Genomic DNA, 19,390 nt, shown 5'->3' with positions numbered 1-19,390 from the left:
TTTTGAGTTCTTAGCTGGCCGATTGAACTGACTTTCCCACTGCACGTTGTCGGGAGCCCTTGGCCTCCTCGGGCTCCAGATCCAGAAAAATACCGGTGAGCATATCCGCCCATTTCCGCTGCCCGGTCTCGCCGGAAATCTCGTCGTTGCGGATTTCGATCATCGCGCAGGCAAGGCCGCGCGAGCGCGCGTGGCGTTCCAGCGTGAAATAGACGCGGTCGGCCGGCGAATAGGGTTCGTTGACGCCGACGGTGACGCCGGCGAGACGCTGCAGCGCTGATATCAGCGGCGCCGCCAGCCGACGGTCCTCGTCATGGATGATGCCGATATGCCAGGGCCGGCTCTTGCCCTTGTAAACCGGCGTGAAGGAATGCACCGAAACCAGCCGCGTCTCCTGCCCCAGCGCCAGCCTTTTGTCGACGATCGCTGCGATCGTGCCATGGAAGGGCCGCCACGACAAAGCGACGCGCTCCGCGCGCTGCTTGTCCGACAGGCCGGCATTGCCTGGGATGATCGTGGTCTCGCTGATCGGCGGCACCAGGTCGGGCGCGTCGAGCGGACGGTTGCAGTCGATGACGAGGCGCGAGATGCCGGTTTCGACCAGTGTCGCATCGAGCGCCTCGGCCATGCGCCGGGCGACCGGCAGCGCGCCTGGATCCCAGGCGATGTGGCGCGAAAGGTCCTCGGCGGGGAGGCCGAGCGTGCCGAATTCGGCGGGCAGGAAGTTGGAGGCGTGGTCGCAGGTGAAGACGAACGGGCTCGATCCGCCTGGGTTGGTTACCCTTACGGTTTCAGGCGATGCAAGGCTGGCGGGCCGTGCTGTCTCCATAGTCTGCAGTTCCCAGGGGAGCGCTGTATCGTATGTTACGTATTTTGTCTCATTGCGTCCCTGTGGATGATTTCATACAGTTTGACTGGCTTTGTCAAACGCGATTTCGAGAAAGCGGCGCCGGCGCGGACAGGTGCGGACAAAGAGTGGGGGAAAACATGATTTCCAGCATTGCCGAACTGATCTCGGACCGCATAGGCGCGATGCCGGCAAGCGAGCGCCGCGCCGCACAAACGCTGATCGCCAACTACCCGCTGATCGGCCTGAAGACGGTCGCCGAATTCTCTGCCGCGGCAGGTGTGTCCTCGCCGACGATCCTGCGTTTCGTCGCCCGGCTAGGCTTCCAGAACTATCCCGAATTCCAGTCGGCGCTGCAGGACGAGCTGGCGGCGCAATTGCAGTCGCCGGCAACGAGGACGCTCAACCCGGCCTCACCCGGCGGCGGCGCGGTGTCGCCGATGCTGGAGGCGACCCTCGACAACATGCGCGAGACCTTCAGGCACCTGTCCGACAGACAGCTTGCCGACATTGCCGCGACCCTTGCCCATCGCCGCGGCAAGACCTTCCTGATCGGCGGCCGTTTCACCGATCCGCTGGCGCGCTACATGGCCGCCCACCTCGCCATCGTCCAGCCCGACGTCTACCACCTCGCCGGCCAGGAAAGCATCTGGCGCGACCGGCTGATCGACATGGGCAAGCGGGACGTGCTGGTGATCTTCGACATCAGGCGCTACCAGGACAGCCTGGTGCGCTTCGCCGAAACCGCGCATCAGCGCGGCGTGCACATCGTGCTGTTCACCGACCAGTGGCTGTCGCCGATCGCCCGCTTCGCCCGTCATGTCATTGCCGGTCGCACCGCCGTGCCTTCGGCCTGGGATTCCTCGGCGGCGCTTTTCGTCGTCGCGGAAACGCTGATCGGCGCCGTCACGCGGCAGCTCGAGACCGATGGCGCCAAGCGCATCCGTGAGCTGGAAAGCCTGCGCTGACAGTCCAGAATTCCTGGCGGCGGGACCGCCAAACGTTACGCAGATTTAATGTGCATGGCATCGGCAGAATTGCCATAAAGCCATGATACTTTTGTGGCTTCGCACAGACCGGGTGCGTTGCTGCGTTTTATGCTTGGGGAAAACCGGTAGACGTTTGCCAACCGGAGTGCCGATGGCCGCCTGGAAACAGATCGTTATTGCGCTTGTGGTCCTGGTGGCTGCGGCCGCCGCCTGGGTTCGCTTCTTTCCGGGCGCGCCGGAGGTGCTGGCCCGCTGGGGGATCGACTGGGCTTACGCCGCGGCGCCCAATGTGACGACAGGTGCGGTCGACACGACAAGGCAGGCAAGCGGCAGCAACGGCGCCGGCCAACGCGCAACCGTCGTCGCCTTGCCGGCGGCCTCAGCCACCATCAACGACCGTCTGCAGGCGATCGGCACCGGCCGCGCCAACGCCTCGGTGACGGTCAATCCGTACAGTTCCGGCCGTCTCGCCGAATTTCTGGTTGCCTCCGGGACCCATGTCGAAAAGGGGCAGATTATCGCCACGCTGGATTCCGACACCGAGGTGATCGCGCAGGACCGCGCCAAGCTCGTCTTACAGGACTCGCAAAACAAGCTCGACAGGGTGATATCGCTGCGCGCTTCCAACGCCGCGACCCCGGTCGCCGTCGCCGATGCCGAAGTGGTGCTGGCGGTCGCCAAACTAGTACTTCGCGATGCCGAACTTGCCCTGCAGCGCCGCTCCATCGTCGCGCCGATCGCCGGCACCGTCGGCATCCTGCCGATATCGGCCGGCAACTATGTGACCAATCAGTCGGCGATCGCCACCCTTGACGATCGCTCCAGCATTCTGGTCGACTTCCTCGTGCCGGAGCGCTTCGCCGCCGCCGTCAAGGTCGGCGCGCAACTGTCGGCGACGCCGATCGCCAACCCGGCGCAGGCCTATACCGGCACGGTTTCAGCCATTGACAACCACATCGACGAGAACAGCCGCACGCTGCTGGTCAAGGCAACGATCGCCAACCCGGCGGATTCGTTGCGTGCCGGCATGTCCTTCCAGATCAGCATGAAATTTCCCGGCGACTCCTATCCGGCCGTCAGCCCGCTGGCCATCCAGTGGGGCTCCGACGGCGCCTATGTCTGGGCGGTGCAGGACGGCAAGGCGAAACGCGTCGCCGTGCGCATCATCCAGCGCAACACCGAAACGGTACTGATCGACGCGCCGATCGTCAGCGGCGACATGGTGGTGACCGAGGGCACCCAGAGCGTCAGCGAAGGCGGCGACGTCCGCATCGCCGGCGAGGAGCAGCGCGCCGCCGACGCTGACGGCTCATGACCGGCACCGCCAACGCCGCCAGCGAAACCGGCTTCACCGCGCTGTTCATCCGCAGGCCGGTCATGGCCCTGGTGCTGAATACGTTGATCGCGGTCGCCGGCCTTGCCGCCTTCTACGGTGTCGAGATCCGTGAATTGCCGGATGTCGACCGCCCTGTCATCACCGTCAGCACGGTCTTCGAGGGTGCGGCCGCCGAAACCGTCGACCGCGAGCTGACCGATACGATCGAAGGCGCGGTCGCCCGCGTCTCCGGCGTCAAGTCGATCTCGTCGACCTCCTCCTTCGGCTCCAGCCGCGTCACCATCGAGTTCAACGACGGCGTCGACCTCAATGTCGCCGCCTCCGATGTGCGCGATGCCGTCGGCCGTGTCGCCAACCAGATGCCGGACACCGCCGACCCGCCGCGCATCGTCAAGGCCGACGCCAATTCCGAACCGGTAATGCGGCTGGCGGTCACCTCCGACACCATGTCGGTGCAGGACATGACGGTGATCGTCCGGGACCAGATCGAAGATGAGCTTGCCGCCGTGCCCGGCGTCGCCGATGTCCAGGTCTCCGGTGATCGCGACAAGATCTTCCGTATCGACGTCGACCAGAACAAGCTCGCCAGCCACGGCTTCACCGTCGCTGACCTCAGGGCAGCTTTGGCCTCGGTCGCCTTCGATTCGCCGGCCGGCTCGATCACCACCACCAACCAGGACCTGATCGTGCGCACGACGGCGGACGTGACCACGCCCGACGAGTTCGAGAACATCATCATCGGCGGCAAGACGCGCATTCGCGACGTCGCCACCGTCACGCTCGGCCCCGACATCGGCCAGACCACTTTGCGTTCGGACGGCAAGACCGGCATCGGCCTCGGCATCATCCGCCAGGCGGAATCGAACACGCTGGACATCTCGACCGGCGTCAGGGCCGCCGTCGCCAAGCTGCAGCAGAACCTGCCTCAGGGCATGGCGATCAAGGTCACCAGCGACGACGCCGTGTTCGTCAACGGCGCCGTGCATGAGGTCGAGATCGCGCTGGCTCTGTCGGTCTCGATCGTGTTGATCGTCATCTACGCCTTCCTGCTCGACTGGCGCGCGACGCTCATTCCGGGTCTGTCGATGCCGGTGGCCATGATCGGCACCATCGCCGCGATCTATCTCGCCGGTTTCTCGGTCAACATCCTGACCCTGCTCGCGCTGGTGCTGGCCACCGGCCTCGTCGTCGACGATGCCATCGTCGTACTCGAAAACATCGTGCGCCGGCGCAACGAAGGCATGGGGCCCCGCGCCGCCGCCGTGCTCGGCGCGCAGGAGGTGTTCTTTGCCGTCATCGCCACCACGCTGACGCTGGTCGCCGTATTCGTGCCGATCTCCTTCCTGCCCGGCCAGACCGGCGGCCTGTTCCGCGAGTTCGGCTTCGTGCTTGCCATGTCGGTGCTTTTGTCCTGCGTAGTGGCGCTGACGCTCTGCCCGATGCTCGCCTCGCGCATGCTGTCCAGCGCCTCGCTCCACCATGAAGGCGGCAACCGCATCGGCGGCGCCCTGAACGCTGCCTACCGGCGCTGCCTGCATGCCTGCCTCGGCGCGCCATGGATCGTCGTTCTGGTGGCGCTCCTGTTTGCCGGCACAGCCTTCAGCCTGTTCGGCACCATCCGCCAGGAGCTGACGCCGAGCGAGGACCGCGCCGTCGTGCTGCTGCGCATCAGTGCGCCGCAAGGCGTCAGTCTCGACTACACGACGCAGCAGATGCAGAAGATCGAGAAACTGATCCAGCCGCTGCGCGATTCCGGCGAAATCCGCGCCACCTTCGAGAATGCCGGCCAGAACGGCGCCTACAACAACGGCTTCATGGTGATGACGCTGGCGCCATGGGACGAGCGCACGCGCAGCCAGCGCGAGATCATGGCCGAGATCAGCCAGCTGACCCGGCAGGTGCCGAGCGTGCGCGTCTTCCCGGTGCAGCCCAACAGCCTGGGCATTCGCGGCGCCGGCAACGGCCTGCAATTCGCGCTGGTCGGCAATGACCGCAAGGCGCTGGGCGAGGCGGCGGTCAAGGTCATCGACGAAATGCGCAAGGACCCGGGCTTCCAGTCGCCGCGGCTCTCCGTCGACCCGACGCAGCCGCAGCTTGCGGTCGCCATCGACCGCGAGCGCGCCTCGGACCTCGGCATCGACATCACCGGGCTTGCCAACACCTTGCAGGCGATGCTCGACGGCAACGACGTCGTCGATGTCTACATCGCCGACCGCAGCTACGGGGTGAAGCTGGTCTCGACGACCAATCCGATCAACGATCCGACCGATCTGGAGAACATCTTCCTGAAGACGGCCGATGGCCGCTTCGTGCCGATGTCGACCATCGCGACGCTGACCGAACGCGCCGTACCGCCATCGCTGACGCGCGAACAGCAGCAGCCGTCAGTGGCTATCATCTCGAACCTGTCAGGCAATTTCGCGCTCGGCGACGCGCTGAGCCGCGCCGAGGAGATCGCCACGCCGCTGCTGCCGCCCGGCAGCCGCATCCTGCCGCTCGCCGAAGCCGCGACGCTGGGCGAAACCAACAGCGCCATGATCACCATCTTCGGCTTCGCCCTGGTCATCATCCTGCTGGTGCTGGCCGCCCAGTTCGAAAGCTTCGTCAGCGCCATCATCATCATGGCGACGGTGCCGCTCGGCCTTGCCTGCGCGATCTTCGCGCTTCTGCTCTCGGGCACCAGCCTCAACGCCTACAGCCAGATCGGCTTGGTGCTTCTGGTCGGCGTCATGGCCAAGAACGGCATCCTGATCGTCGAGTTCGCCAACCAGCTGCGCGACCGCGGGTTCGGCGTGCGCGAGGCGATCGAACAGGCTTCGATCATCCGCCTGCGCCCGGTGATGATGACGATGATCTGCACCGTGCTCGGCGGCGTGCCGCTGGTGCTGGCCGCCGGTGCGGGTGCCGAGGCACGCATCGCGCTCGGCTGGGTGATCGTCGGCGGCCTCGGCCTCGCCACCGTCTCGACCCTGTTCCTGACCCCGGTCGCCTATCTCCTGCTCGGCCGCTTCGTCACGCCGAAAACGCATGAGGAAGCGCGTCTGAAGCGCGAATTGGAGGAAGCCGCCTACACCAACGTCGAGCCGGCGGAGTAGGTTCAGCTCTACTCTCCCCGTCGCCATACGGGGAGGATACCGGCAGGCAGGTGAGGGGCAGCGCCAGCCTTGCAAGCGAAAGCGCTGCCCGGCCCTTCGGGCCACCTCCCCCCGTAAACGGGGCGAAGGGAAGCCGCGCCTACGGCTTGATGAACACCTTGCCATTCGGCTTGGCGAGTTCTCCTGGAACCTTCGCCATCGCCTCGAACAGCGGCACCACCGCAGTCACATCCGTCGACCAGCGCCCATCGGAAAAGCGATTCTGCGCTTCAAGGATCGCCGGGCCGCGCTTGTCGCGGAACTGGCGCATCCATTCGCTCAGCCAAAAACCCTCGATATGCTTGTGCTGGAAGATCAGCTGGCCGGGCTCGCGGATGACCGTCGCCTCGGCGTCGAGCCGTCCGTAGATGATCCAGCGCGAGCGCTTCGGCATGGCGTCGAAGATGGTCGAGGCCAGTGGCCCGGTCACCGCATCGAGGAAGATGCGCGGCTGCTCGGCCTTGATCACCTCGCGCAGCGCAGCCTTGAAGTCAGCCGCCTTCTCGTTGAGCACATGGGCCGCGCCGATCTCCTTCAGAAGCGGGATCTGCTCGTCGCGGCGCACGGTGACGATCGGCCTGTAGCCCTCCTCCTTGGCCAGACCTGCGATCAGCTTGCAGAGCTGGCTGGCGCCGGCGGTCATGATGAAGGCCTTCTCGCCCTCCTGCTTGACGATGTCGAACATGGCGAGCGCGGTGAGCGGATTGACGATCATCGCCGCACCATCCTCGTCGCGCACCGTGTCGAGGAGCGGAATGCAGACCACGGCCTCGGCGACGGCATATTCCGCCCAGGAGCCCCAATTGGTGACGCCGGTGGCGAAGGCGACGCGCTTGCCGACCAGGCTTTTGGGATAAGGCTCGTCGCCGCAGGCGACGACGATGCCAACCCCCTCGAAGCCGGCCGGCTGGCCCTTGGCGCGCGGCTGGCCATATTGGCCCTTGATGAAGGCGATGTCGGACGGATTGATCGAGGCGAGGCTGACCTTGATCAGCACCTGCGTCGGTCCGGGAGTCGGCACGGCGATTGTGCCCTGCTCTAGATACGGCTCCATCGCCTCCAGCGCGCTGGCGGACGGCGTTCTCGTATAGCCGGCGCCAACGAGCAGCAGCGCCTTCATCTCGGACGGAATGGCCATCGGGGGAACTCCTTGCTTGTCTCGCAGTGGTGACTGGCCGAGCCGCGGCTCAGACCTTTTCCTGCGTGTACTTCTTCAGCTCTGTACGCGCCACCTGCCGGCGATGCACGGCGTCCGGCCCGTCGGCCAGCCGCAGCGTCCTGAGATGCGTCCACGAGCGCGCCAGCGGCGTGTCCTGGCTGATGCCTTGCGCGCCGAACATCTGCACTGCCTCATCGGTGACTTTCAGCGCGACGCGCGGCGCGATCACCTTGATCTGGCTGATCCAGGGCGCTGCGGCGCGTGCATCGCCCTGGTCGATCATCCACGCTGCCTTGAGGCAGAGCAGCCTCGCCATCTCGATCTCCATGCGGCATTCGGCGATGATGTCGAAATTGGCGCCGAGCTTGGCCAGAGGCTGGCCGAAGGCCTCGCGCCGCACCGATCGCTGGCACAACATCTCCAGCGCCATCTCGGCCTGGCCGATGGCCCGCATGCAATGATGGATGCGGCCGGGGCCGAGCCGCCCCTGCGCGATCTCGAACCCCCTGCCCTCGCCGAGGATGAGGTTTCCCGCCGGTACCCGCACATTGTCGAATCTGAGATGCATGTGGCCATGCGGCGCATCATCGTCGCCATAGACCTGCATGGGCCGCACCTTGGTCACGCCTTTCGCGTCCGACGGCACCAGGATCATCGAATGCCGGCGGTGCTGCGGCGCGTCGTCGCCACCAGTCCTGACCATGACGATAAAGATGGCGCAGCGCGGATCGCCGGCGCCCGAGGCCCACCATTTCTCGCCGTTCAGCACAAAGTCGCCGCCCTGCCGCTCGCAGCGCATCGAAATGTTGGTGGCGTCGGACGAGGCGACATCCGGTTCGGTCATCAGATATGCCGAGCGTATCTTGCCGTCGAGCAGCGGCTCCAGCCACTGCTGCTTGTGCTCGGCCGAGCCGTAGCGTTCCAGCACTTCCATATTGCCGGTGTCGGGCGCCGAGCAATTGAAAGTCTCGGCGCCGAGATGCGCCTTGCCCATCTCCTCGGCCAGATAAGCGTACTCGACGGTTGAGAGCCCGTAGCCGCGCTCGGAACCAGTCAGCCAGAAATTCCACAGGCCGCGCTCTCTGGCGGTCTTCTTCAGTCCTTCGAGGATTTCGGTCTGCCGGTCAGTGTAGACCCAGCGGTCACCGCCCTTGCCGATCTCGGCCAGAAACTCCTCGCCGAGCGGCATGATCTCGTCGCGCACCATCGCCGCGACGCGTGCGTGGATCGGCTTCAGCCGCTCGGTCATGCCCAGATTCATGTCCGACATCGATCTCCGGCCCTTTCGCGCAGCAGGCCCTTTACCCATGGCAAGGATGACCGTACTTCGGGTAGCCTTGTCAACGCGAGCCCTTTCGCCCGGCCGCGAGACAGGGGCAAGGCGGAGGAAATGCGATGAGTTATCTGGACGAGCTGTTTTCGGTCGCGGGCAAGACCGCGCTGGTCACCGGGGCCGCGACCGGTATCGGCCGCATGGCGGCGACAGCCCTGGTCAGGGCCGGCGCCAACGTCATGATCGCCTCGCGCAAGGGTGAGGATTGCGTCAAGGTCGCCGCCGAACTGAACGGTCTCGGGGCCTCCGGCCGCGCCGAGGGCTTTGCCGGCGATGTCTCCAGCGAGGCCGGCATTGCGGCTTTGGTCGCCGAGGTGAAGGCGCGCACCGAAAAACTGCACATCCTGATCAACAATGCCGGCATCTCCTGGGGCGCGCCGCTGGAAAGCTTCCCCTATTCAGCCTGGGCCAAGGTGCTCGGCGTCAACGTCACCGCCGTCTTCCACCTGACGCGTGAATTGCTGCCACTGCTCGACGCCGCCGCCAGAGACGACGATCCGGCAAGGGTGATCAATCTGGGCTCGGTGATGGGCACCCAGCCGCTTGCCGACGACGCCTATTCCTACACTGCCTCAAAGGCTGCCGTTCACCATCTGACACGCACGCTGGCGATCGAGCTCGCCGGCCGCCGCATCACCGTCAATGCCTTTGCCCCAGGCCCCTTCCAGAGCCGGATGACCGCTTTCGCCACTGGAACCGAGGAACAGGCGAAACATGTCGGCAACCAAGTTCCGATCGGCCGTATCGGCACCCCGGATGACATTGCCGGCGCAACGCTTTATTTGTGCAGCCGTGCCGGCAGTTATGTTACCGGCGCCATCCTGCCGATCGATGGCGGGCAGTCGGTGCAGCACGGGCTGAAATTGTTCAAGGATTGATGTGTCGGCCGGAGAAGCCGGCAGGCGAAGTGGAGGACATCAGCGTGGAACCGATCAGTCTCGATGTGCTTCTGGCCAGCGTCGGCAAGGAAGTCGGCGTGTCACCGTGGCGCATCGTCACGCAGCGCATGATCGACCAGTTCGCCGACGCCACCGACGATCACCAGTTCATCCATTGCGATCCCGAGCGCGCCAGGCTGGAGACGCCGTTCGGCGGCACCATCGCGCATGGCTTCCTGTCGCTGTCGCTGCTTTCGGCGATGACCTTCGAGACCATGCCGCCGCTCGAAAACGGCAAGATGGGCGTCAACCACGGCTTCGATTCGCTGCGCTTCCTGGCGCCGGTGAAGACCGGATCGCGCATCCGCACCCGTTTCGTGCTGGCTGACGTCAAGGTCAGGCCCTCGGGCTGGGTGCAGACCGCGCATGACGTGACCATCGAGATCGAGGGTTCGAAGAAGCCGGCGCTGACCGCCCGCTGGCTGACCCTGACGCTGATCGAGCGCCAGCCAGAGACGGCATGAGCGACTCGAACACGCTCGACAAGTCGGCGCTTGCGCTCGACAAGTCGGCGCTTGCGCTCGATCAGGCAGCGCTTGGGCCTTATCTCGAGGCACATGTTCCGCGCTTTGCTGGGCTTTCCGCGATCGAAAAGTTCAAATCCGGACAATCGAACCCGACTTTTCTTTTGACGGCGGCAAGCGGCCGCTATGTGCTGCGCGCCAAGCCGCCCGGCCAATTGCTGAAATCCGCGCATCAGGTCGACCGCGAATTCAGGGTGATGCAGGCGCTTGCCGGAACAGCCGTGCCGGTGCCCGCCATGCTGCATCTGTCCGGTGAGGGCTCCCCGATCGGCCGCATGTTCTATGTCATGGAGTTCCTCGACGGCCGCATCTTCTGGGACCCGTCCTTGCCGGAAGCCTCCGGCAACGAAGAGCGCGCGGCGATCTACGACGCCATGAACGCGACACTTGCCGCACTGCACGGCGTTGATGTCGAAGCGACCAGGCTCGGCGACTTCGGCAAACCCGGCAATTATTTCGAGCGCCAGTTCGCCCGCTGGACCAGCCAGTACCGCGCCTCCGAAACCGGCACGGTGGCCGACATGGACCGGCTGATCGCCTGGCTCGAGACGCATATGCCGGCCGATGACGGCCGTGTCTCGCTGGTGCATGGCGACTACCGGCTGGACAACATGATCTTCGCCAAGGACGGGCCGCGGGTGCTGGCGGTGCTCGACTGGGAGCTGTCGACGCTCGGCCACCCCTTCGCCGACCTCGCCTATCAGTGCATGCAATGGCGGCTGCCGCACGCGTCGGGCTTTCGTGGTCTCGGCGGCATCGACCGCGCGACGCTCGGCCTGCCCTCGGAAGAAGCCTATGTCGACGCCTATTGCCGGCGGCGCGATCTTGCCGGCATCGGCAACTGGAGCTTCTTCCTCGCTTTCTCCTTTTTCCGGCTGGCGGCCATCTGCCAGGGCGTCTACCGGCGCGCGCTGGACGGCAACGCCTCCAATCCGGAGAAGGCGAGAACCTACGGCGAAGCGGTCAAGCTGCTCGCCGGCCTGGCGGTGAGATTGATCGACAAGAAGACTTGAAAATTGGGAGAGCTGAGCGATGGGTCGTTTCGACGGGGCGACGGTGCTGATCACGGGCGCTGCCGGCGGCCTCGGCCGCGGCGCGGCCAAGGGCTTTGCCGCCGAAGGCGCGCGGCTGGTGCTGTCGGATCTGGACGAAAAGGCGTTGGCCGCCTTTGCCGAAACGTTGGAGGCCGAGACGGCGATCCTTGCCGGCAACATCGCCGACGAAAAGCTGTCGGAAGACCTGGTGACGCTGGCGACGAAACGGTTCGGCCGGCTGGATGTCGCCGTCAACAATGCCGGCATCGTCCACAGCTTCGTGCGCCTGCCGCAGGTGGCATCCGACGATGCGCGCCGGGTGCTCGAGGTCGACCTTTTAGGCGTCTTCTTTGCGATGAAGCACCAGATCCCGCTGATGGAGCGGCAATTCAAGGCGACCGGCAAGGGCGGCACGATCGTCAACATCGCCTCGGTCGCCGGACTTGGCGGCGCACCGAAACTGTCGGTTTATGCCGCCGCCAAGCATGGCGTCGTCGGGCTGACCAGGTCTGCGGCCGCCGAATACGCCACCAAGGGCATCCGCATCAACGCCATCTGCCCGGCCCATACGCGCACGGCGATGGTCGACGGTTTTGTCCGCGGCAGCGGCGCGCCCGAGGCCGAAGCGCTGGCCGAGCTGACGCGGGGCGTGCCGATGAAACGGGTCGCGGAAGTGGATGAGGTCATCACCGCCATCCTGTTCGCCGCCGACCCAGCCAATTCCTTCATGACCGGCCACACGCTCGCCGTCGATGGCGGCATTGGCGCGATCTGACGTGACGCGGGGAACTTACCCCACCCTTGTCCGTTTTCGTACAGCGTATATAATTTAGTCAGGCAACCAACAAAGGCAGGCAGGAATTGCCGCTTAGCGTCCAGAACCGCCGTGAAAGACAGAAGGCCGAGCTGCGCTCCGAACTGGTCGAGGCGGCGCACAAGCTTGTGCAGGAAGAAGGCTATGAAGGCCTGACCATCCGCAAGCTGGCCAAGCGCGTCGGCTATGCGCCGATGTCGGTCTATTCCTATTTCGCCGACAAGCAGGACATCCTGTTCGCATTGGCCGAGGATGCATTCGAGACACTTGCCCGCCGCATCGAGGAGCATCCCTCCGACGATCCGATCGAAGCGCTGCAGGCGGTCATGACCGAATACGCCGCCTTCGGCCTCGGCAATCCCAATGAATATCGCACCGTCTTCATGACCGAAAAGACCAAGCCGCCAGAAGGCAGGTCCTACCAGGAGATGGAAGAGAGCAACCCGGCGATGAAGGCGCTGATCAGCAGGGTCGAGGCCTGCGTTGCCGCCGGCAAGCTCAAGGGCGATCCGCGCGCCATCGCCACCATGCTGTGGGCGGTCGGCCACGGCACGATCTCGCTGCTGATTACCTTTCCGTTCTACCCCTTCGGCGACCCGCAGGCTTTCGTGAAGCGGATGTGCGACTTCACGCTCGCCACGCTCTCGACACAGGACGTGCCGCCGCTGACCGAGACGCCGGTCAACTGCTGATAGTCCTGCAGTCCCACATCGTTTGATCCAGCCGGCGTCTGGAACATGATCCCCAACCGGGATCCGGCGTTTGCCTGCGCCGACCTTCGGCTCGGAAAAGATCTCGCTCAAACAAAGAGATAGAGCCCATCGCGATTTCGTCAGGATGGAGCAGGCTTTGCCGCGCCTTGCGGCATTTTGGCATTTTAAGAAAATTTGTTCGTACGTGTACGATTTCTGACTTGAAGTCCCGATCTCCGAGACGTATATGTACGCCGTATCGTACATGTACGAAAGAATTGAACCGGAGACAAACCATGAAAAAGACAATCCTCACCCTCGCAGCGGTGTTGGCGTTTTCAGGTGCGGCCTTCGCCGGCTCCACCCAGCCGACCAAGCAAGCGCCGGCTACGGCCTGCGTCCATACCAACGCCAATGTGAAGCTCGATTGCGGCACGACCGGCTCGGTCGAAAAGGCCGGCGCGACCAAGACCGACGCCGCCAAGGGCCCGCGTCTCGGCATCGACATCGATCCCTGGATCGTGCCCAGCACGTTCTAATCTAAGGTTGATACCGCTGGGCGGCGCTCTCCCCAAAGAACGAGGCCGCGGCGGCTCGAATTTGCCGATGAAGACAAAGGGCGGCAGGAGATCCTGACCGCCCGTTTTCATGTCGGGCGCACTGCCGGTGAGTTATTTCTTGCGCTGCTTTCGCCCGGCCACCGTCTTGGCCTTGCCGGGTCTTGCGGGAGCGCCGGAGATGGAGGTCGAAATTATCGACACCGGGTCGCTGGCCGGGAACGTGTCCTCGAGGCCTTCCTCGAGTTCCTCTTCCGCGCTCACCTCGTGATCTCGTTCGCGTTCGAGCGAACGGACGGCAGCAGTCTTCTTGGCCGGCTTTGGCGCGGATTTCGTCGGCATCGGCATTCTCCCTCGGCCTGCGGAAGCAGAACGACCCTGCGCGGCAAACGTTCCTGACCTGCGTTAGGCCGCCGCGTCGCTCGCCGCCTCAGACAGCAGAGTAAAGACATAATCCGAGAACGAACGCCAGCATTCGACCCGGAAGGCGTCTGGTCCGCTGCGGAGCAGCACGACCTCGGACTTGCCCAGGATGGTGCGCGAGGCAGCACCCACCGGAAAGGCTTCGAGCGACAGATCCTGCGGGCAGCCGCCATTGATCGCCGCGGCGGCGGCCGGCCCGGTGACGGAAAAGGCGACGTTGCGGTGCGAGATGCCGACCGCTGAATGCAGCGCGGTAACCTTGGCGCAATCGGCGAGCGGATCTTTTCCGGCCTCGTCGATGACCAGCCATTCGTCCGGCCCAAGCCACAGCGCCGTGCGGCCGGCCTTCGTCGCCGAGGTCTTCGGCGTTGTCGGCAAGGTCACGCCAAGCGCCTTCGAAAGCGCTGCCACGGAAGCCTCCGGCGCGCGCAGCGAGATACGCTCGGCCGGCGGCATAACCTCGAGCTTGACGCCCGTTGCCGATACGCTGCGCCCGGCAAGCGCTGGACGGCGCTCTGCCGAGGACGACATCGCGGATGCATTGGTTTTCGCGGCAGCCTTAGCCATTGAGGCGCTCCCCCTTCTCGTCGAAGAACACCATGCCGGTGACCTCCACTTCGATCACCCCGTTCGGCATCGGCACGTACAGCGTCTCGCCCATCCGGTCGCGACCGCCGGCGACCAGCGCCAGCGCGATCGAACGGCCGCAATTTTCCGACCAGTAGCTCGACGTGACATGGCCGATCATCTTCATCGGGATCGCCTGCTTCGGGTCGCTGACGATCTGCGCGCCTTCTTCCAGCACCACTTTCGGGTCCTTGGTCTTCAGGCCGACGAGCTGCTTGCGGCCCTTGGCGACCAGATCCGGCCGCACCAAGCCGCGAATGCCGACAAAGTCGGTCTTCTTCTTGCCAACTGCCCAGTCGAGGCCGGCATCGTTCGGCGTCACCGTGCCATCGGTGTCCTGGCCGACGATGATGTAGCCCTTTTCGGCGCGCAGCACGTGCATGGTCTCGGTGCCGTAGGCAACCGCGCCATGCTTCTGGCCCTCGGCCCACAGCGCTTCCCAGACAGCCTGGCCGTAATCGGCCGGCACATTGACCTCGAAGCCGCGCTCACCGGTGAACGACATGCGGAACAGCCTGGTCGGCACGCCACAGATCTTGCCTTCGCGCACCGACATATGCGGCAGCGCCTCGTCCGACATGTCGATGCCCTCGACCAAGGGTTCGATAATCTTCCGCGCGCTCGGTCCCTGCACGGCAATCACCGCCCATTGCTCGGTGATCGAGCTCAGCCAGACATTGAGATGCGGGAACTCGGTCTGGAGATAGTCCTCCATATGGTTCATGACGCGCGGCGCACCGCCGGTCGTCGTCGTCACATGGAAGCGATCAGGAGCCAGCCTGCCGACGACGCCGTCATCATAGATGAAGCCGTCTTCGCGCAGCATGATGCCATAGCGGCAGCGGCCGGGCTCCAGCTTCTCCCACGGATTGGTGTAGAGCAGCTCCATGAACTTGGCGGCATCCGGCCCGACCACTTCGATCTTGCCCAGCGTCGAGGCATCGAACAGGCCGGCCGTCTTGCGCACGCCGACGCATTCGCGGTCGACGGCGGCATGCATGTCCTCGCCGCCCTTCGGGAAATACCAGGCACGCTTCCACTGACCGACATCCTCGAACACGGCACCTTGGGCCTCGGCCCAGGGATGGATCGCGGTTCTGCGGGTCGGGTCGAAGAGCGGTCCCCGCGCGTGTCCGACGATCGAGCCGAAGGTGACCGGCGTATAGGGCGCGCGGAATGTGGTGAGGCCAACCTGAGGGATCGGCTTGCCCAGCGTCTCGGCGGCAATCGCCAAGCCGTGCATGTTGGAGGTCTTGCCCTGATCGGTCGCCATGCCGTTGGTGGTGAAGCGCTTGACGTGCTCGATCGAATGCATGCCTTCATGCACCGCCTGGCGGATGTCCTTGGCGGTGACGTCGTTCTGGAAATCGACGAAAGCCTTGACCGTCGTATCCGGCCCGGCTCCGGGAGCCGCACCCAGCATGCCGCGCGACCAGCTCTCGCCGGCGTCGACTTTCGGCTTCGTACCCTTGGCGGCTTTGGCGCCTGCGTCCTTCGCCGCCTTGGCGCCAGCCGCATAGGCCTCGTCGATCGTCGCCGACAGCCCGTCGGTGCCGTTGCAGGCGCCGACCGAAACGCAGTCCTGCGCGTAGGTGCCGGGCACGAAGCGCTTGGTCTCGTCGTTGAAGGCGACCTTGCCGCGCGACTGCGAGAAGAGATGCACCGACGGCGTCCAGCCGGCCGACATCAGGATCGCGTCGACCGGGATGGTGCGCTCGCCGCCACCATTCTTCGGCTGCACGGTCATCGAGGTCACCCGCAATTTGCCGCCGGCGCGAACCACCGCGCGGCCGAAATTGATCTCGATGCCGAGCGCCCGCGCCTCGTCGATCACCGGCCCGGTCGGGTTGTCGCGCAGGTCGACGATGGCCGCGATATTGACGCCGGCCTTCTTCAGGTCGATCGCCGCCGCATAGGCGGAGTCATTGGCCGTGTAGACGCCGACATTCTTGCCGACGGCAACGCCGTAATGGTTGAGATAGGTGCGTGCGGCGGAAGCCAGCATGATGCCGGGACGGTCGTTGTCGGCAAATACCATGTGGCGCTCGATGGCGCCGGTCGCCAGCACGACGTGTTTGGCGCGAACCTGCCACAGCCGCTCGCGCGGCAGGTCGCGACCCGGGTTTTGCAGATGGTCGCTGACGCGCTCGACCAGCCCAACGAAATTCTGCGCGTAGTAGCCGAACGCTGTCGTGCGCGAGAGCACGCGGACATTGTCCATCGCCTTCAGCTTGGCGATCGCGCCTTGTGCCCAGGCAAAACCGTCCTGGCCGTCGATCTTGGCGCCAGTCTCGAAACGCAGGCTGCCGCCGAACTCCGCCTGCTCGTCGGCCAGCATGACGCTGGCGCCGGTCTCGGCTGCCGCAAGCGCTGCAGCGATGCCGGCGGCACCGCCGCCCAGCACCAACACGTCGCAATGCGCGAAGCGCGCCGAATAGTGGTCGGGATCGGGCCGGTCTGGCGACACGCCGAGGCCGGCCGCGGCGCGGATCTTCGGTTCGTAGAGGCTTTTCCACGCGGCCTTCGGCCACATGAAGGTCTTGTAGTAGAAACCGGCCGAAAAGAATGGCGAGGCGATGTCGTTGACCGCGCCAACGTCGAAGGCGAGCGACGGCCAGCGGTTCTGCGACTGTGCGGCCAGCCCGTCATAGAGCTCCTGCACAGTTGCCCGCACGTTCGGCGTCTTGCGCGCATCGTCGCGCGCAATCTGGACAAGCGCATTGGGCTCTTCCGCGCCGGCGGACAGGAAGCCGCGCGGACGGTGGTACTTGAACGAACGGCCGACGAGATGGACGCCGTTGGCAAGCAGGGCCGAGGCCAGCGTGTCGCCTTCGACGCCGGCGTAAGCCTGGCCGTCGAAGCTGAAGCGGGCCGATTTTGCCTGCTTGAGGCGCCCGGCGCCGGGAATGCGGAACGCGCCGCTCATTTGGCAACTCCAGGCAGCTTCGACGGCTTCGGCTCGCCGGCCTTGTAGGTCATGATGAACTTGTCGGTGACGGTGTCGCGCACGGCGTTGAAGAAGCGCGCGCAGCCATGCATGTGCCGCCAGCGCTCGTAGATGACGCCCTTGGGATTCGAGCGGATGAAGAAGAACTTCTCGAAATCGTCGTCGCTCTCGCCGGCCATGTTGGCCGAGCGCGCGATATGCGCCTCGCCGGCGTTGCGGAACTCGAGTTCCGGGCGCTCTTCCTCGCAATAGGGGCAGCGGATGAGAAGCATTGTGCTTGGTTCCTACAATTCGCCTCGGCCGACATGGGCGCCGGCCGGTTGGTCGCAAAGCTTCTGGCCGAGCGCCGCGAAGGGCGCGACCTGCCGGATGCGTTCCTCAATGCTTGCCGCCGGACTGAACAGCTCGCGATCAGCCATATTGCCGAAAGTGAGCAGCACCGGATCGGTCGTTACGATGACGTGGCGCGACTGGAATGTCTCGCCGTCCTCGAGTTCGGCCGGCCTGTTTTCCAGGAAGCTGACCACCTTCTGGCCGCCGCTCCAGACGCAGGCCAGCACGCCCGCATCGACGGCAAACGGCCATCCGGTCTCGTTTTCGGCGCGGCTGATCGGCTGCAGGCGCACTTCTTCAGCCGACGGAAAATGAAACATCCCCTGCTCGCTGGCGAGCACCAGCGGCACCGCGACAGCCATCTCGGTCATCATCAGTGCGCCACCGCCGCCGCTGCCGCCTCGTCGATCAGACGGCCGGTGCGGAAGCGCTCGATGGTGAAGGGCGCGTTGATCGGGTGCGGGTCGTCCTTGGCGATGGTGTGTGCAAAGACATGGCCCGAGCCCGGCGTCGCCTTGAAGCCGCCCGTGCCCCAGCCGCAATTGACATAGAGGCCGGGTACCGGCGTCTTGGCAAGGATCGGCGAGCGGTCCGGCGTCACGTCGACGATGCCGCCCCAGGAACGCAGCATCTTCATGCGCGTGAAGATCGGGAACATCTCGCATATGGCGTCGAGCGTATGCTGCAATATGTGCAGGCCGCCGGTCTGCGAATAGGAGACATACTGGTCGGTGCCGGCGCCGATCACCAGTTCGCCCTTGTCGGACTGCGAGATGTAGGCATGCACCGTGTTCGACATCACCACGCAAGGCACCACCGGCTTGACCGGCTCCGAGACCAGCGCCTGCAGCGGATAGCTTTCCAGCGGCATGCGCACGCCGGCCATGTTCATGATCACCGAGGAATGACCTGCCGCGACCACGCCGACCTTCTTGGCGCCGATGAAGCCGCGCGTCGTGTCGACGCCCATGACCGCGCCATTGGCAGCGCGCTTGACGCCGGTGACTTCGCAATTCTGGATGATGTGGACGCCGCGTGCCGAAGCGCCGCGCGCATAGCCCCAGGCCACCGCATCGTGGCGCGCCGTGCCGCCGCGCCGCTGCAAGGCGGCGCCCACCACCGGATAGCGCGCCTGCTTGGAGATGTTCAGCGGCGGGCAGAATTCCTTGGCCTGCTCGGGCGTCAGCCATTCATTGTCGATGCCGTTCAGCCGGTTGGCATGCACATGGCGCTTCAGCACCTGGATGTCGTGCACATTGTGGGCGAGCATCATGACGCCACGCGCCGAATACATGACGTTGTAGTTGAGCTCCTGGCTGAGCCCATCCCACAGCTTCAGCGCATGGTCGTAGATACCGGCGCTCTCGTCATAGAGGTAGTTGGAGCGGATGATTGTGGTGTTGCGGCCGGTGTTGCCGCCGCCGAGCCAGCCCTTTTCCAGCACGGCGACATTGGTGATGCCGTGCACCGTGGCGAGATAATAGGCGGTGGCCAGGCCATGGCCGCCGGCGCCGACGATGATGACGTCGTATTCCTTCTTCGGCTCGGGCGAAGACCATTGCTCTTCCCAGCCCTTATGGCCGCGCATGGCCTCACGGGCGATGGCGAATACCGAATATTTCTTCACGTTCTAGCCTCGCGGATGGGACGGCCGGGCCAGCAATCGGCCGGACGAGCGAGGTGTATCACTAGCGAAAAGGCGT

18 protein-coding genes are annotated in these 19,390 nt (G+C 65.0%); 9 read left to right on the top strand and 9 right to left on the bottom strand.

The genetic code is table 11. From position 1 onward, the window contains the following. Nucleotides 1–10: 10 nt before the first annotated feature. Nucleotides 11–829 (bottom strand): N-formylglutamate amidohydrolase, encoded by an 819-nt coding sequence (locus AC1RUK_RS01595; RefSeq protein WP_481837045.1) that lies wholly within the window; start codon nt 827–829, stop codon nt 11–13. A gap of 158 nt (nt 830–987) precedes the next feature. On the opposite strand from AC1RUK_RS01595, the gene AC1RUK_RS01590 reads away from it, so the two are divergent. From AC1RUK_RS01590 to AC1RUK_RS01580, 3 genes are all read left to right on the top strand, one after another. Continuing rightward, nucleotides 988–1,815, top strand: a complete 828-nt coding sequence (locus AC1RUK_RS01590) for a MurR/RpiR family transcriptional regulator (RefSeq protein ID WP_436173408.1) — start codon at nt 988–990, stop codon at nt 1,813–1,815. A gap of 172 nt (nt 1,816–1,987) precedes the next feature. Further along, on the top strand, nt 1,988–3,151 hold the full coding sequence (locus tag AC1RUK_RS01585; protein ID WP_436173409.1) for an efflux RND transporter periplasmic adaptor subunit: 1,164 nt from the start codon (nt 1,988–1,990) through the stop codon (nt 3,149–3,151). Continuing rightward, nucleotides 3,148–6,267, top strand: a complete 3,120-nt coding sequence (locus tag AC1RUK_RS01580; RefSeq protein WP_481837046.1) for an efflux RND transporter permease subunit — start codon at nt 3,148–3,150, stop codon at nt 6,265–6,267. Before AC1RUK_RS01585 ends, AC1RUK_RS01580 begins: the two co-directional genes overlap by 4 nt. Nucleotides 6,268–6,406: 139 nt before the next feature. Here the strand turns inward: AC1RUK_RS01580 and AC1RUK_RS01575 are convergent, their stop codons facing one another. Continuing rightward, a complete protein-coding gene (locus AC1RUK_RS01575) occupies nt 6,407–7,444 on the bottom strand; it encodes a zinc-binding dehydrogenase (RefSeq protein WP_481837047.1) in 1,038 nt (345 codons plus the stop codon). A 49-nt stretch (nt 7,445–7,493) separates the two neighbouring features. Then, on the bottom strand, nt 7,494–8,735 hold the full coding sequence (locus tag AC1RUK_RS01570) for an acyl-CoA dehydrogenase family protein (protein WP_481837048.1): 1,242 nt from the start codon (nt 8,733–8,735) through the stop codon (nt 7,494–7,496). Nucleotides 8,736–8,860: 125 nt separating this feature from the next. Between AC1RUK_RS01570 and AC1RUK_RS01565 the strand changes: the two genes are divergently transcribed. The 6 genes from AC1RUK_RS01565 (at nt 8,861) to AC1RUK_RS01540 (ending at nt 13,339) form a co-directional block, all read left to right on the top strand. After that, complete coding sequence (locus AC1RUK_RS01565) at nt 8,861–9,676, top strand: SDR family oxidoreductase (protein WP_436173413.1); 816 nt, start codon at nt 8,861–8,863, stop codon at nt 9,674–9,676. Next, nucleotides 9,676–10,200 (top strand): MaoC family dehydratase, encoded by a 525-nt coding sequence (locus AC1RUK_RS01560; protein ID WP_436173414.1) that lies wholly within the window; start codon nt 9,676–9,678, stop codon nt 10,198–10,200. The genes AC1RUK_RS01565 and AC1RUK_RS01560 overlap by 1 nt, the downstream gene beginning before the upstream one ends. Beyond that, nucleotides 10,197–11,273, top strand: coding sequence for a phosphotransferase family protein (locus AC1RUK_RS01555; RefSeq protein ID WP_481837049.1), 1,077 nt, complete (start codon nt 10,197–10,199; stop codon nt 11,271–11,273). The genes AC1RUK_RS01560 and AC1RUK_RS01555 overlap by 4 nt, the downstream gene beginning before the upstream one ends. 19 nt (nt 11,274–11,292) lie before the next feature. Beyond that, nucleotides 11,293–12,069 (top strand): SDR family NAD(P)-dependent oxidoreductase, encoded by a 777-nt coding sequence (locus AC1RUK_RS01550; protein ID WP_436173416.1) that lies wholly within the window; start codon nt 11,293–11,295, stop codon nt 12,067–12,069. A gap of 86 nt (nt 12,070–12,155) precedes the next feature. Further along, a complete protein-coding gene (locus AC1RUK_RS01545) occupies nt 12,156–12,800 on the top strand; it encodes a TetR/AcrR family transcriptional regulator (protein ID WP_436173417.1) in 645 nt (214 codons plus the stop codon). A gap of 296 nt (nt 12,801–13,096) precedes the next feature. Further along, nucleotides 13,097–13,339, top strand: a complete 243-nt coding sequence (locus AC1RUK_RS01540; RefSeq protein ID WP_436173418.1) for a DUF680 domain-containing protein — start codon at nt 13,097–13,099, stop codon at nt 13,337–13,339. Between the two features lie 132 nt (nt 13,340–13,471). Here the strand turns inward: AC1RUK_RS01540 and AC1RUK_RS01535 are convergent, their stop codons facing one another. The 6 genes from AC1RUK_RS01535 to AC1RUK_RS01510 all read right to left on the bottom strand — a co-directional run bounded on the left by AC1RUK_RS01535 (nt 13,472) and on the right by AC1RUK_RS01510 (nt 19,314). After that, entirely contained in the window at nt 13,472–13,699 is a 228-nt protein-coding gene (locus AC1RUK_RS01535) for a hypothetical protein (protein ID WP_481837050.1), read from the bottom strand. A gap of 63 nt (nt 13,700–13,762) precedes the next feature. Beyond that, nucleotides 13,763–14,347: a sarcosine oxidase subunit gamma gene (locus AC1RUK_RS01530; protein ID WP_436173420.1), complete on the bottom strand. Its 585-nt coding sequence runs from the start codon at nt 14,345–14,347 to the stop codon at nt 13,763–13,765. Next, nucleotides 14,340–17,333: a sarcosine oxidase subunit alpha gene (locus tag AC1RUK_RS01525; RefSeq protein WP_481837051.1), complete on the bottom strand. Its 2,994-nt coding sequence runs from the start codon at nt 17,331–17,333 to the stop codon at nt 14,340–14,342. Before AC1RUK_RS01525 ends, AC1RUK_RS01530 begins: the two co-directional genes overlap by 8 nt. Then, nucleotides 17,330–17,626, bottom strand: a complete 297-nt coding sequence (locus tag AC1RUK_RS01520) for a sarcosine oxidase subunit delta (RefSeq protein ID WP_481837052.1) — start codon at nt 17,624–17,626, stop codon at nt 17,330–17,332. Before AC1RUK_RS01520 ends, AC1RUK_RS01525 begins: the two co-directional genes overlap by 4 nt. A gap of 12 nt (nt 17,627–17,638) precedes the next feature. Next, entirely contained in the window at nt 17,639–18,061 is a 423-nt protein-coding gene (locus AC1RUK_RS01515; protein ID WP_481837053.1) for a hypothetical protein, read from the bottom strand. Next, on the bottom strand, nt 18,061–19,314 hold the full coding sequence (locus AC1RUK_RS01510) for a sarcosine oxidase subunit beta (protein ID WP_436173424.1): 1,254 nt from the start codon (nt 19,312–19,314) through the stop codon (nt 18,061–18,063). The genes AC1RUK_RS01515 and AC1RUK_RS01510 overlap by 1 nt, the downstream gene beginning before the upstream one ends. Nucleotides 19,315–19,390 lie beyond the last annotated feature (76 nt).

The organism is Mesorhizobium monacense, assembly GCF_056781675.1.
This window is presented reverse-complemented; position numbering and strand designations above follow the sequence as displayed.

Bases quoted from the DNA above. Each gene is read 5' to 3' on its own strand.
- AC1RUK_RS01535 (WP_481837050.1), bottom strand. From the start codon at position 13,699: ATGCCGACGAAATCCGCGCCAAAGCCGGCCAAGAAGACTGCTGCCGTC.
- AC1RUK_RS01565 (WP_436173413.1), top strand. From the start codon at position 8,861: ATGAGTTATCTGGACGAGCTGTTTTCGGTCGCGGGCAAGACCGCGCTG.
- AC1RUK_RS01590 (WP_436173408.1), top strand. From the start codon at position 988: ATGATTTCCAGCATTGCCGAACTGATCTCGGACCGCATAGGCGCGATG.
- AC1RUK_RS01515 (WP_481837053.1), bottom strand. From the start codon at position 18,061: ATGATGACCGAGATGGCTGTCGCGGTGCCGCTGGTGCTCGCCAGCGAG.
- AC1RUK_RS01520 (WP_481837052.1), bottom strand. From the start codon at position 17,626: ATGCTTCTCATCCGCTGCCCCTATTGCGAGGAAGAGCGCCCGGAACTC.
- AC1RUK_RS01595 (WP_481837045.1), bottom strand. From the start codon at position 829: ATGGAGACAGCACGGCCCGCCAGCCTTGCATCGCCTGAAACCGTAAGG.
- AC1RUK_RS01570 (WP_481837048.1), bottom strand. From the start codon at position 8,735: ATGTCGGACATGAATCTGGGCATGACCGAGCGGCTGAAGCCGATCCAC.
- AC1RUK_RS01540 (WP_436173418.1), top strand. From the start codon at position 13,097: ATGAAAAAGACAATCCTCACCCTCGCAGCGGTGTTGGCGTTTTCAGGT.
- AC1RUK_RS01580 (WP_481837046.1), top strand. From the start codon at position 3,148: ATGACCGGCACCGCCAACGCCGCCAGCGAAACCGGCTTCACCGCGCTG.
- AC1RUK_RS01555 (WP_481837049.1), top strand. From the start codon at position 10,197: ATGAGCGACTCGAACACGCTCGACAAGTCGGCGCTTGCGCTCGACAAG.
- AC1RUK_RS01575 (WP_481837047.1), bottom strand. From the start codon at position 7,444: ATGGCCATTCCGTCCGAGATGAAGGCGCTGCTGCTCGTTGGCGCCGGC.
- AC1RUK_RS01585 (WP_436173409.1), top strand. From the start codon at position 1,988: ATGGCCGCCTGGAAACAGATCGTTATTGCGCTTGTGGTCCTGGTGGCT.
- AC1RUK_RS01560 (WP_436173414.1), top strand. From the start codon at position 9,676: ATGTGTCGGCCGGAGAAGCCGGCAGGCGAAGTGGAGGACATCAGCGTG.
- AC1RUK_RS01530 (WP_436173420.1), bottom strand. From the start codon at position 14,347: ATGGCTAAGGCTGCCGCGAAAACCAATGCATCCGCGATGTCGTCCTCG.
- AC1RUK_RS01550 (WP_436173416.1), top strand. From the start codon at position 11,293: ATGGGTCGTTTCGACGGGGCGACGGTGCTGATCACGGGCGCTGCCGGC.
- AC1RUK_RS01525 (WP_481837051.1), bottom strand. From the start codon at position 17,333: ATGAGCGGCGCGTTCCGCATTCCCGGCGCCGGGCGCCTCAAGCAGGCA.